This is a genomic window from Streptomyces tropicalis (assembly GCF_029269835.1).
GTDB classification, from domain to species: Bacteria; Actinomycetota; Actinomycetes; order Streptomycetales; family Streptomycetaceae; genus Streptomyces; species Streptomyces tropicalis.
Map to the genome: position 1 here is coordinate 313,871 of NZ_JARJBB010000008.1, position 12,933 is coordinate 326,803.

The 12,933-nt window shown below is 73.4% G+C and carries 10 protein-coding genes; 7 read left to right on the top strand and 3 right to left on the bottom strand.

Annotated features, from left to right (window positions below; translation table 11 throughout):
- Positions 1-447 precede the first annotated feature (447 nt).
- Entirely contained in the window at positions 448-1,446 is a 999-nt protein-coding gene (locus P3H78_RS18550; protein WP_276110130.1) for a sigma-70 family RNA polymerase sigma factor, read from the top strand.
- Positions 1,447-2,191: 745 nt separating this feature from the next.
- Positions 2,192-2,971 carry a TetR/AcrR family transcriptional regulator gene (locus P3H78_RS18555; RefSeq protein ID WP_276110157.1) on the top strand — a complete coding sequence of 260 codons (780 nt, stop codon included), beginning with the start codon at positions 2,192-2,194 and terminating at the stop codon, positions 2,969-2,971.
- Positions 2,972-3,080: 109 nt separating this feature from the next.
- Here the strand turns inward: P3H78_RS18555 and P3H78_RS18560 are convergent, their stop codons facing one another.
- Positions 3,081-4,046: a helix-turn-helix transcriptional regulator gene (locus P3H78_RS18560; RefSeq protein WP_276110131.1), complete on the bottom strand. Its 966-nt coding sequence runs from the start codon at positions 4,044-4,046 to the stop codon at positions 3,081-3,083.
- Positions 4,047-4,264: 218 nt separating this feature from the next.
- Here P3H78_RS18560 and P3H78_RS18565 point away from each other — a divergent pair, with 218 nt between their 5' ends.
- The 5 genes from P3H78_RS18565 to P3H78_RS18585 all read left to right on the top strand — a co-directional run bounded on the left by P3H78_RS18565 (position 4,265) and on the right by P3H78_RS18585 (position 10,485).
- A complete protein-coding gene (locus P3H78_RS18565) occupies positions 4,265-5,716 on the top strand; it encodes an MFS transporter (RefSeq protein ID WP_276110158.1) in 1,452 nt (483 codons plus the stop codon).
- 379 nt (positions 5,717-6,095) lie between these two features.
- Positions 6,096-6,857, top strand: a complete 762-nt coding sequence (locus P3H78_RS18570) for a DeoR/GlpR family DNA-binding transcription regulator (protein ID WP_276110132.1) — start codon at positions 6,096-6,098, stop codon at positions 6,855-6,857.
- Entirely contained in the window at positions 6,854-7,801 is a 948-nt protein-coding gene (gene pfkB / locus P3H78_RS18575; RefSeq protein ID WP_276110133.1) for a 1-phosphofructokinase, read from the top strand. Before P3H78_RS18570 ends, pfkB begins: the two co-directional genes overlap by 4 nt.
- A gap of 76 nt (positions 7,802-7,877) precedes the next feature.
- Positions 7,878-10,088, top strand: a complete 2,211-nt coding sequence (locus P3H78_RS18580) for a PTS fructose transporter subunit IIABC (protein ID WP_276110134.1) — start codon at positions 7,878-7,880, stop codon at positions 10,086-10,088.
- Between the two features lie 142 nt (positions 10,089-10,230).
- Entirely contained in the window at positions 10,231-10,485 is a 255-nt protein-coding gene (locus P3H78_RS18585; protein ID WP_276110135.1) for a hypothetical protein, read from the top strand.
- Between the two features lie 75 nt (positions 10,486-10,560).
- On the opposite strand, the gene P3H78_RS18590 is transcribed toward P3H78_RS18585, so the two are convergent.
- Both P3H78_RS18590 and P3H78_RS18595 read right to left on the bottom strand, forming a co-directional pair.
- On the bottom strand, positions 10,561-11,307 hold the full coding sequence (locus tag P3H78_RS18590; RefSeq protein ID WP_276110136.1) for a DUF6227 family protein: 747 nt from the start codon (positions 11,305-11,307) through the stop codon (positions 10,561-10,563).
- Positions 11,308-11,494: 187 nt separating this feature from the next.
- Positions 11,495-12,709 (bottom strand): L,D-transpeptidase, encoded by a 1,215-nt coding sequence (locus tag P3H78_RS18595; RefSeq protein WP_276110137.1) that lies wholly within the window; start codon positions 12,707-12,709, stop codon positions 11,495-11,497.
- Positions 12,710-12,933: the final 224 nt, after the last annotated feature.

Consider the following 12,933-nt stretch of genomic DNA (forward strand, 5'->3'; position numbering starts at 1 on the left):
CGGGTGAGCGGCGCCCGGGAATCTCCTGAGAGTCCGGGGGTGCGGCAACCTTCCGCCGGTGCCGCCCGTCCTTGAGGGTGGGGGCGGCCGACGGCGACGCCCTCCCGGCCGGAGGCCGACCGCGATCGCCGCCGCGGCCCGCCGGGACTGTGGCGTCGAATGTGACGGGAGTCTCACGGGGGAATCCCGGCGGCTGCCGGGGCGGGTCCGGACGATCTCCGGGCGCCCCCTCTGACCTGCGTCTCCGTGGTGCCGAACCGGGTCCGCAGCGGGGCGCGGCGGCACAGGGTACTGCATGATCAGAAAAATCGGGGGGCGGGTTGGGAATTCTGTCCGGTTTCCAGTCGTTGTTTCCCTCGGATGCGGGGCACACGAGGAGAGTCCCCGAAGAGAGTGTCCGGCGTCCTGAGGACCACCCGCTGACCCACCCATCGCAAGGGAGCACGCATGGCAACCCGTGCCGTCGCCCGTCGTAAGTCCGCCACCGGCGAGACGGCCGACGCGGCAAGCAGTGTTCGCGCCCATGGCGGCGAGATCGCCGATCGCGACCTGGTCGGCATGTACCTCGACGAGATCGCGCGTACACCGCTGCTCGACGCCGCCAAGGAGGTCGAGCTGTCCCAGGTCATCGAGGCCGGCGTCTTCGCCCGCCAGATCCTCGACGGGTCCGAGGAGTCCCCGACGGACGCCTCCCGCGAGGAGTTCGAGGCACTGGTGGCCGCCGGGGAGCGCGCCAAGGACGTGTTCATCCGCTCCAACCTCCGCCTGGTCGTCGCCGTCGCCCGGCGGTACCCGCGCAGCGGCCTGCCCCTGCTCGACCTGATCCAGGAGGGGAACGCCGGTCTGGTCCGCGCGGTGGAGAAGTTCGACTACCGCAAGGGCTTCAAGTTCTCCACGTACGCCACCTGGTGGATCCGCCAGGCGATCACGCGCTCGATAGCCGACCAGTCCCGCACGATCCGGCTGCCCGTCCACCTCGTGGAGGAGCTCGGCCGCATCCGCCGCGTCCAGCGCGAGTTCAACCGCGAGCACGGCCGGGAGCCCGAGCCCACCGAGATCGCCGCCGAGCTCGACTCCAACCCGGAGCGCGTCACGGACGTCCTCGACTGGGCCCGCGACCCGGTCTCGCTGAACATGTCGGTCGACGACGAGGGGGAGACCCAGTTCGGCGACCTCCTGGAGGACACCTCCGCCGTGTCGCCCGAGCAGTCGGTGCTGACCCTGCTGCGCAGCGAGGAGCTCGACGACCTCATCGGCCGCCTCGACCAGCGCACCGCCTCCATCATCAAGATGCGCTACGGCATCGATGACGGCCGCGAGCGCACCCTGACCGAGGTCGGCAAGGAGCACGGCCTGACGCGCGAGCGCATCCGTCAGATCGAGAAGCACGCCCTGCTGGAGCTGAAGAAGCTGGCCCGCGACACCGGCTTCGACGCGGCGGCCTGAGCCGCACCCGGCGGGCGGGGCGGTGCCCGGTGCAAGTGCCCCCGCGGCGCTGCCGGTTGCGCCTCCCGCCACGACGGGGTCGTGCACGTCGGGAGGCGGCTGCGTCGGAGGCCGTCCGCACCGCCTGCCGACCACCGCGTACGCGGGGCGGCATAAACGGCGCGAACACGGCGCTCCTCCGTCGCTTCAACGCCGAGAACACCGGGAACAACCCCTCAGGGCCCCCTGGCTCGAACGCGGAATCGACATCCGAGCGGACGGCGCGGCCCCGATGCCCCGCCCGGACTCCGGGACCCGCGGACCGCACCGCACCACCACGCACCGCACCGCCGCGAAGCACATCGCCACCAACCGCACCACCATGAGCCACGTCCCTGCGCACCACCCCCCGGCGCCGGGACCTTCCCGAGTCGGGCTCCGGCACCTCTCCCCCCAGGTGCCGGAGCCCGGCTGTTTCCGCGGGCGGAGCCGCCGCCGTACGCGGGGCGACGTGCGAAGGGCGTGAGGGAAAGGGCAGGCCCGCGGGGCAAAAGGGCAGGCCCGCGAGGCAGGGGAGAGGCCGGGGGTGGGCACGCGCGCGCGGGGCGAAGGACGGGGCACCCCGGACCTGAACCCCGGGGTGGCCCGCCAGATGGCAGATTGTGCCACACGGGCATAACCTGCCGACGTGAGCAGCCCCACCCCCGCCCGTAGACGTACCCCCTCGCCCCCCACCCTGACCGAGCGGCGCAAGGCCGTCACCCGGATGGAGATCGCCCGGGCCGCGGCCCGCCTCTTCGTCACCCGCGGGCTGCGCGCCACCCGCGCCGAGGACATCGCCCAGGCCGCCGGCGTCGCCCCGCGCACCTTCTACCGCTATTTCGCCACCAAGGAGGAGGCCGTCGCGCCCCTCTACACGACGGGCGCCGAACGCTGGACGGACGCGGTGCGCGACGCCCCCGCCGACCTCTCCGTCCTGCAGGCCCTCGAACACGCCGTGCGCGACACCCTGACCCCCGGCGCGGGCGTTCCCCCGGCCTCCTGGCACTGGGTCCGCACCCTCATCCGGCTGGCCGACACCAATCCGGCGGTGCGCAAGGTGTGGGCGGAGGTCTGCCAGGCATCCGAGCGGACGCTGGCGGAGGTGCTCACGGCCCGCATCGACAACGTTGCCGCGAACGTCCCGGCCGACACCTCGCCGGACGTTCCGCCGGGTGCCGCTCCGGACGTTCCGCCGGGTGGCGCACCGGACGTTCCGCCGGGTGGCGCACCGGACGTCCCGCCGGGTGGCTCTCCGGATGCCCCGTCCGACGCCGGCCCCGGCGTCCCTCCCGAGGTCCGCCCCGGGAGCCTTCCCGGGGCCGGTCCGGAGGCGGCTCCCGTCGTTCCCCAGGAGGTCCGCTTCGCCGCGGCCGTGGCGGGGGCCGCGGTGCGTGTGGCGATGGAGGTGTGGGCGGCGGGCGAGGCTCCGCCGGAGGGTCCGGACGGCCCCGCCCAACTGGCCCTGCGCAATCTGGACACCCTGCGCGACGTCACCTGGTCCTGACGACGCCTGGCCCCGGACGGCGCTCGGTCCCGGATGGCGCCCGGCCCCGGACGGCGCCCGGTCCCGAGGGGTGTGCCCACCGACCCGTGTCGAGGGGTGGGGGTGCGTCTCACCCGCCCGCCGCCCGGGTCAGCCGCGCCCCCAGTTCCCGTACCGCGTCGACCAGTTCCGCGGGCTCCTGCACCGTGAACTCGACCCCCAGCGTGGCCAGGCGCACGGCGAGCCACTCGACCCGGTCGCCGGTGGGGGCGCGCAGCCGGCAGCGGCCGGGGCCCAGGGGCTCCGGCGTGCCCAGCCAGGCGGGCACCCGCACCGCGACGGCGTCCGCGGACTCGGCGAAGGTGACGCTGAAGGTGTACGTCTCCTGCCGCCGGTACATCGACTGGCGCAGGTACTCCGCCGCGCTCCCCGTCGGCAGCTCCCGCCCGGCGAACCGCGCCCCGGTGGGGAACGGCTCGTGCACCCGGTCGACCCGGAAGGTCCGCCAGTCGTCGCGGTCCAGGTCGTAGGCCACGAGGTACCAGCGCCGCCCGGTGGACACCAGACGGTACGGCTCGGTCAGCCGCCGCGTCCCGGTGCCGTCCCCGGCCCGGTAGGAGAACCGCAGCCGCTCCCGGCCCGCCACCGCCGCCGCGATCACGGTGAGCGTCTCGGGCGCGATGCTCGCCCCGTCCCCGCTGGTCAGCGGGGTCGTCGCGGCCTGCAGGGTGGACAGGCGGTGCCGCAGCCGGGCCGGCAGCACCTGCTCCAGCTTCGCCAGGGCCCGCACCGACGCCTCGTCCACGCCCTCCACCGCGTGCCCGGCGCCCGCGCGCAGCCCGACGGCGATGGCCACGGCCTCCTCGTCGTCGAGCACCAGCGGCGGCATCGCCTTGCCCGCGACGAGCCGGTACCCGCCGTCGGACCCCTTCGTCGCCTGGACGGGATAGCCCAGCTCACGGAGCCGGTCGATGTCGCGGCGCACCGTGCGGCGCGACACCCCGAGCCGCTCGGCGAGCTCGCCGCCGGGCCACTCGCGGGGTGTCTGGAGCAGGGACAGGAGCTGCAGCAGCCGTGCCGGAGTGTCCGTCGTCATGCCGTCGAGGATGCCGCACCACTAGGACATGATCTGACCTAATGGTCTTCTACGGTGTCGTCATGACCACCGACACGACCACCACCCCCACCGAGGTGCCCGCCCCCGCCGGCGGCACCGCGGACGGCGGGGCGGACCTCCCCTCCACCAGCAGCACGGACGGCCCGGGCGCCGGCGCCGCCGGGGACCGCCGGCGCTGGTTCGCCCTGGCGATCGTGATGACCGCGGCCTTCATGGACCTCGTGGACGTCACGATCGTCAACATCGCGATCCCGTCCATCCAGCGGGACGCGGGCGCGTCCTTCAGCCAGATCCAGTGGATCACCGCCGGGTACGCCCTCGCGTTCGCCGCGGGCCTGATCACCGGCGGGCGGCTCGGCGACATCCACGGACGCAAGCGGCTCTTCCTGCTCGGCATCGGCGGCTTCACGCTCGCGTCCGCGCTGTGCGGGTTCGCGGCGAACCCGGAGATGCTGGTCGCCTCCCGCATCCTGCAGGGCGGCATGGCGGCGATGATGGTGCCGCAGGTCCTGTCGATCGTCCACGCCACCTTCCCGGCCCACGAACGCGGCAAGGTCTTCGGCCTGTTCGGCGCGATCGTGGGACTCGGGGCCGTGTCCGGCCCGCTGCTCGGCGCGCTGCTGACCGAGTGGAACCTCTTCGGACTCGAATGGCGCCCGATCTTCCTGATCAACCTCCCCGTCGGTGTCGCGGCCCTGCTGCTCGGCGGCCCCTTCATCAGCGAGTCCCGGGCCCCGCGCGCCCTGAAGCTCGACCTGGTCGGCGTCGTCCTCGTCACGCTGGGCCTGCTGATGCTGCTGTACCCGCTGACCCGCGGCCGCGAGCTGGGCTGGCCGCTGTGGGGGTACGCCCTGATGGCGGGTGCGCTCGTCGTCTTCGCCGTCCTGGTGGCGTACGAGCGGCGCAAGGCGGCGCGGGACGGCTCCCCGCTGGTCGAGCTGTCCCTCTTCCGCGTCAAGAGCTTCGCGGCCGGCATCGCCGTGCAGACGGTCTTCGGCGTCGCGCTCGGTGTCTTCTTCCTGGTCTGGACGCTGTACATGCAGATCGGCCTCGGCTGGAGCCCGCTCCGGGCGGGCCTGACCGGCGTCCCGTTCTCCATCGCGGTGTCCGTGGCGGCCGGGATGTCGGTGCAGAAGCTGGTCCCGCGCTTCGGCCGCAAGGTCCTCCAGGCGGGCGCCCTGATCATGGCGGCCGGTGTCCTGCTCTACCTGTGGGAGGCCCACCGGTACGGCCTCGGCATCGCCTCCTGGCAGATGGCGCTGCCGCTGGTCGTGATGGGCGCCGGGATGGGCCTGATCGTGGCCCCGCTGACGGACGCGGTGCTGTCCGAGGTGCCGCGCGAGCACGCCGGCTCGGCCTCCGGCCTGATCAACACCGTGCAGCAGATGGGCAACGCGCTCGGCCTCGGCCTGGTGTCCGTGGTGTTCTTCGGCGTGATCGGCGACCGGCTGACGCCGGCCCAGGTGGGTCCCGCCTTCGTGCACGCCTTCCAGCACGCGCTGGGGTACGTGGCCGGCGTGATGGCCGTCATCTTCGTGCTGATGTCCGCGCTGCCCCGCCGCCCCGCCCAGCACGTGGAGGGCGCGTCGGAGGAGTCCGCGCCGGAGCGGTCGGCGCAGGGGGAGCCGGAGCGCGAGCCCGTCGGCTGACGTCCCGGCCTGGTGCCCCGTCCCGCGCCGCGGGCACCCCGGGCGACGACCGGTCGCGTGGTCGCCGCGGTGTCGCGGGGGAGGGGCGAGGCGCGGCGAGGGCGCGAGGGAAGCCCCCGGTACAGGCCCGGCACCCGTGGGGTGCCGGGCCTTCGCCGTGCCGTCGCCCTCGCCGTGGCTGCGCCGGGTCCTCGTCGTGCCCGGGGCCCTGAGGCTGTGCACCTTCGTGCCGGGGTACCCGGCCCCAGTCGGACCCACCCGGAACGCACGCGAAGCCCGTTCATGCCCGATTCAAGTCCGAACCTGTTTACTTTCCGGAGAACCGGGCGTAGCCTCCGAGTGAAACCACAAATTCGGGCATCGTCGGAAGCAGGCGGACATGTACGCACCGGAGCGGCAGCAGGAGATCCTCCGGCTCGCCCGGGACGGCGGCCGGGTCGACGTCGTCTCCCTCGCCGAGGAGTTCCAGGTCACCGCGGAGACCATCCGCCGCGACCTGAAGGCCCTCGACCGGGCCGGCCTGCTCCGCCGGGTGCACGGCGGCGCCATCCCCGCCGGCCGCCTCCACTTCGAGCCCGACCTCACCGAGCGCGAAGCCACCGCCGCCGGCGAGAAGGACCGCATCGCCAAGGCCGCCCTCGCCGAGCTGCCCACCGAGGGCACCGTGATCCTCGACGCCGGCACCACCGTGGCCCGCCTCGCCGCGGCGCTCCCGCTGGAGGCGGAGCTCACCGTCGTCACCCACAGCCTGCCCATCGCGGCCCGCCTCGCCGACCACCCCGGCATCCAGCTGCACCTCGTCGGCGGCCGCGTCCGCCACCGCACCCGCGCCGCCGTCGACGCCTGGGCCCTGCGCGCCTACGGCGAGATCCGCGCCGACGTGCTGTTCGTCGCCGCCAACGGCTTCTCCACCGCCCACGGCCTCACCACCCCCGACCTCGCCGAGGCCGCGGTCAAGCGCGCCGCCGTCGCCGCCGCCCGCCGCGTGGTGCTGCTCGCCGACTCCGCCAAGCACGGCCAGGAGCACTTCGCCCGCTTCGGGAGCCTGGGCGACGCGGACCTCCTGATCACCGACACCGGACTGAGCCCCGAGGACGCCGCCGCCATCGAGCGCGGCGGCACGGAAGTGGTACGCGCATGATCGTCACCGTCACCCCCAACCCGTCCCTGGACCGCACCTACGAGGTCCCCTCCCTCGAGCGCGGCGAGGTCGTCCGTGCCACCGGCGAGCGCATGGACCCCGGTGGCAAGGGCGTGAACGTCTCCCGCGCGATCGCCGCCGCCGGCCGGAGCACCGTCGCCGTCCTGCCGCTGGGCGGCGCACCCGGCGCGCTCGTCGCCGACCTCCTCGACGCGCAGGGCATCGAGGCCGCCCCCGTCCCCGTCGCCGGAGCCACCCGCTCCAACATCGCCCTCGCAGAAGCAGACGGCGTCCTCACCAAGATCAACGCGCCGGGGCCCGAACTCACCGCCGCCGAACAGGAACTGCTCCTGGAGACCGTGCGGCAGCGCTCCCGCGGCGCCGACTGGATCGCCTGCTGCGGCAGCCTTCCCCGGGGACTCGCCCCCTCCTGGTACGCCGACCTCGTCGCCCGGGCGCACACCGCCGGAGTCCGGATCGCACTGGACACCTCCGGCCCCGCCCTGCTCGCGGCCCTGCGCAGGGGCCCGGACGTGGTGAAGCCGAACGCCGAGGAACTGGCCGAGGCCGTCGGCCGCCCCCTGGCAACCGTCGGCGACGCCCTGAAGGCCGCCGAGGAACTGCGCGGCCTCGGCGCGGGCGCCGTCCTCGCCAGCCTCGGCGCCGACGGACAACTGCTCGTCGACGCCACCGGCGCCTGGTTCGGCAGCGCCCCCGTCGACACCGTCCGCAGCAACGTCGGCGCCGGCGACTCCTCCCTCGCCGGCTTCCTCATCGCCGGCGGCAGCGGCCCGGACGCCCTGGCCTCCGCCGTCGCCCACGGCGCCGCCGCCGTCCGCCTGCCCGGCAGCGTCATGCCGGCGCCGACGGACCTCGACCCGGCCGCGGTCACCGTCACACCCCAGGTGCCGGTGGACCGCCCCCTGACGGAGCCGGTCCCGTGACCCGCCGCCCCACCCACCCCGTCCCCGCCCCCGTCGCCCACCCCGCCCGGGCGATACGCGTGCTAAGGAGCCCGCGATGAGCAACATGATCACCACGGACCTGGTCGACCTCGACCTGTCCGCCGACACGAAGGAAGCGGCCGCCCGCGCCCTCGCCGAGCGGATGGTGGCCCAGGGCCGGGTGACCGACCTCGACGGCTTCCTCGCCGACGTCGCCGCCCGCGAGGCGCAGATGCCCACCGGCCTCGACGGCGGCATCGGCATCCCGCACTGCCGCAGCAGCCACGTCACCGAACCGACGCTCGCCTTCGGACGCAGCACCGACGGCATCGACTTCGGCGCCGCGGACGGACCCGCCGACCTCATCTTCCTCATCGCCGCGCCCACCGGCGCCGACGACGCCCACCTCACCATCCTGTCGTCGCTGGCCCGGCAGTTGATGAACACCGACTTCACCACCGCCCTGCGCGCGGCCGGCGACCCGGCCGCCGCAGCCGCCCTCATCCGGGGCGACGAGCCCCCGGCGGCGGAAGCACCGGACACGAAAACGCCGGACACGAAAACGCCGGACACGAAAACGCCGGACACGGAAGCCGCCGCCGCGGCCGGCCCGTCCGGCGCGGACCGCACCGCGCCCGGCACCGCCGACCACACCCCCGCACCCCCGGGCGGCCCCACGAACACCGCCGTGGCACCGGCGGCGGCCTCCGCCGGCGCCACGGCGGGCACACACCACGACACCACCCGCGCGGACACCGCCCCCACCCCGGCCGACGGCGACCGCCCGTTCCGGATCGTCGCCGTCACCTCCTGCCCCACCGGCATCGCCCACACCTACATGGCCGCCGAGTCCCTGGAGAACGCCGGCCGCGAGGCAGGCATCGACGTGGCCGTCGAAACACAGGGCTCGGCCGGATTCGCCCGGCTCGACCCGGCCGTGATCGCCGCCGCCGACGGCGTGATCCTCGCCCACGACGTCCCCGTACGCGACAAGGACCGCTTCGCCGGGAAACCCACCGTCGACGTCAACGTGAAGGCGGGCATCAACCGCCCCGCCGAACTGATCGCCGAAGTACGCGACAAGGCCGCCCACGGCGAGGCCACCACCCCCGCCGCACCCGCCGCCACCCCCGTCGAACGGACCGGCGGCAGCCAGGAGAGCTACGGCAGCAAACTGCGCACATGGCTGATGTCCGGCGTCAGTTACATGGTGCCCTTCGTCGCCGCCGGCGGCCTGCTCATCGCCCTCGGCTTCGCCATCGGCGGCTACGGCATCAACAAGGCCCCCGCCGTCACCAGCCACTTCGTCTGGACGCAGGCCGACAGCTGGGCCGCACTGCTCTTCCAGATCGGCGGCGTGGCCTTCGGGTTCCTCGTCCCCGTCCTCGCCGGCTACATCGCCTACGGCATGGCCGACCGGCCGGGCCTCGTCCCCGGCTTCGTCGGCGGCGCCATCGCCCTCACCATCAACGCCGGCTTCCTCGGCGGCCTGGCCGCCGGACTCCTCGCCGGCGGCGTCGTCATCGCGATCCAGCGCATCCGCATCCCGCACGCCTTGCGCGGCATCATGCCCGTGGTCGTGATCCCGCTGATCTCCTCGGCGATCGTCGGCTTCCTGATGTTCGTCGTCATCGGCAAGCCCATCGCCACCGCGCAGAAGGCGATGACCGACTGGCTCAACGGTCTCACCGGCGCCAACGCCGTCCTCCTCGGCGCCCTGCTCGGCCTCATGATGTGCTTCGACCTCGGCGGCCCCGTCAACAAGGTCGCCTACACCTTCGCCACCGCCGGCATCGCCGTCTCCAGCCCCAGCGACTCCGCCATGAAGATCATGGCCGCGGTCATGGCCGCCGGCATGGTGCCGCCCCTGGCCATGGCCCTGGCCACCACCGTCCGCGGCCGGCTCTTCACCCCCACCGAACGCGAGAACGGCAAGGCCGCCTGGGTCCTCGGCGCCTCCTTCATCACCGAGGGCGCCATCCCCTTCGCCGCGGCCGACCCCCTGCGGGTCATCCCGTCCGCCATGGCCGGCGGAGCCGTCACCGGCGCCCTGTCGATGACCTTCGGTGCCACCCTGCGCGCCCCGCACGGCGGCATCTTCGTCGTCCCCCTCATCGGCAACCCCCTCCTCTACCTCGTCGCCATCGCCGCCGGCGTCTGCACCACCGCGGCCCTCGTCGTCGTCCTCAAGAGCCTGCGCACCCCCGCACCCGGCACCACCGCCGCCGAAGCGGCCGACGGCACCTCCACGACCGCCGCCGGACGGAAGCAGCCCGTGGCGGCATGACCCGCCGGCCGGGGCGCCTCCCGCGGCCCCCGGGCCGCGGGAGGCGCCTTGTCCCTTTGGCGTGCTGTGAGTTGTTCACGGCACCTGCGAGATTCGTCACGGTCCGGGCCCGCTGTCCGGGCCGTGGTGTCTACTGGAAGGCATGCCTGAGCACGTCTCGCCCCTCATGTGGATGGTGGTGGCCCTCCCCGCCGCGCTCACCGCGGCCTGCGTCGTCGGCCTCGCCCGCATCCGGCGCGGCGTCCGCCTCGAACTGGCCCGACGGCAGCCCACCCCCCGCCTGCCGGCCCTCCCGCCGCAGCCCGTGACAGGACCCCGGCGCGAATTCGTCGAACTCACCCCCGCCGAACAGGACGCCTTCGCCGGCCTCGTCCGCCGCCTCGACGACAGCCACTGAACCACCCCGCCCGCGACACGCCCCCGACGCCGGCACCACCCCCGCGAACGACGGCATCCCCGCCGCGCGGCGCCCCTACGACACCTGCGCCGCCCGCCGCTCCATCGCATCCCGCGCCGCATCCTCCGACGCGTACACCTCGCACATGTGCCGGCCCTCCGGAGTCGCCGTGTGCTCCACCTCCCACAGGGAGACCTCCGCACCGTCGCCCAGCAGGAACGCGTGCTCGTACAGCGAGAAGCACAACCCCGCACGCCCCGCCCGGCACGGCCGCCCGAACGCCTGCGTGATCCGGTGCGCCACCGCCGTCGCCACCCGCGCCGCCACCTGCGCACCCGGACGGTCCGGATTCTCCGCCCGCCGCAGCACCCGACGCGCATGATCCGCCGAATCGTCCGGCACATACGCGTGCCGCACCTCCGGCACCGACGACAGGGGCACCAGCACCGGCAGCTCGAAATCCGGAGCCTCCGGCGGCAACGGCAACCGGGCCGTCGCCGCGCGCAACTCCTCCTCGTCGACATACACCTCGTGCTGCGACTCGCTGACCGGCGTGGGATTGTGCACCAGCTCCCACAACGTCAACGCCGAACCGTCCGCCAGCAGCCACGTGTGCCGGTACGTCTCCCGGTGCAGCCCCGCACTGTGGTGCGCCGAGTGCAGCGAACCGTCATAGGCCAGGGCGCAGTCGAGCAGCCGTATCGTCTCGTCCGGCAGCTCGAAGGAATTCAGCGCACGGCCCAGCAGCCGCGCGAGCTGCTCCTCCGGAGACTCGGGCGACTCGCGCGGCTCGTACGCTGCCGTCTCGAACGGAACGCTCAAGGTGTCTCCCGGCGTCGCTGCATGTCACCTGGTGGGTGCATACCGTAGCCCCTCGGTCGGACATCATGTCCTCGAACCGAGAAAACGTGTGCCCCGAAAACGGGTGGGCCGCGCGGGAAGTTCCCGCGCGGCCCACCCGAGCCCCACACCCTGTCTCACCGACCGGTGCCCACCGCCGCCTCGGCGGTCAGGCCGCGCTCCCCGCGGTCCACTGGCTCCAGTCCATGTTCCAGCCGTTCAGACCGTTGTCCGGGGCCACCGTGGAGTCGGGGGAGTGCTTGACGATCACCACGTCACCGATGAGCGAGTTGTCGTAGAACCACTTCGCGGAGGTGTCGCCCTGCGCGCCCTGCACGTCCGCCAGGCCGACGCAGCCGTGGCTGGTGCCCTCCCGGCCGAACGGCGGATTGCCCTTGTTGTACCAGTAGTTGCCGTGGATGAACGTGCCGGAGGACGTCAGGCGCATCGCGTGCGGCACGTCCGAGATGTCGTACTCACCGCCGAAGCCGACCGTCGAGCCGTTCATGCGCGTCTGCACGAACTTCTCCGAGATCACCATCTGCCCGTTGTACGTGGTGTGCTGCGCGCTGCCCGCCGAGATCGGCACCGTCTTGAGCGTCTGCCCGTCCCGCACGACCGTCATCGTCTGCGTGTTGGCGTCGACCGTGGACACCTGCGAACGGCCCACGGTGAACGTCACCGTCTTCTTCTGCACGCCGTAGACGCCGTTCGCGCCCTGCACGCCGTCCAGGTCGATCTTCATCGTGACCTTCGAGCCGGCCTTCCAGTACTGCTCCGGCCGGAAGTCGAGCCGCTGCGTGCCGAACCAGTGGCCCGCCACCTGCTGGCCGCTGCTCGACGTCACCGTGATGTGCGACTGCACGTCCTTCCTGTTGCTGATCGCCTTGTCGAAGGTGAACGACACCGGCATGCCGACACCCACCGTCGCGCCGTTGTCCGGCGTGTACGTGCCGATGAAGCTGTTCGCCGTGGTGACCGTCGTGAAGATGGAGTTCGCGGCGGCGGTCCGGCCGTCCGTGTCCTTCGCCGTCGCCGAGATCTGGTACTTCGTGCCCCGCTCCAGCTGCTCCTTCGGCTTCCAGGAGCTGCCGTCCGCCGCGATCGAGCCCTGCACCGGCTGCCCGGAACCGGCCACCGTCATCTTCACCTCGGTCAGCCGGCCGCGGCTGACCTTCACCCCGGTCGCGTTGATCGACGCGCTCGTCGAGCCGTCCTTCGCCGAGATGGCGATCTGCGCATCGGACGTCCTGGTCGTGTCCTTGCCGTCCTTGCCGTCCTTGGCGTTGGCGTCGCCACCGCATCCCGTGAGGGTCAGGGCGCCGACCACCAGGGCGGCACAGGCCACCATTGCGCGCCGCGCTGCTATGTCCGGCGTTGTCACGGGCTGCTCCAGGTTCGTGTGATGTGCGAGGTCCGCTGCAGTGCGTGGGTAAAGAGGGCCCCGCCCCCTGCCGGGGTTCCCGCCGAACGCGACGAAGGCCGTCACGTGACAGAACCGGGACATTCGAGCCCGCCACGAGACACCCGGGACACCTGGGACACCCGGACAAGGCCGCCATCCCCGCCAACTGGGAGGAGGCGGGGGACATGTGACGGGGTGGGGGG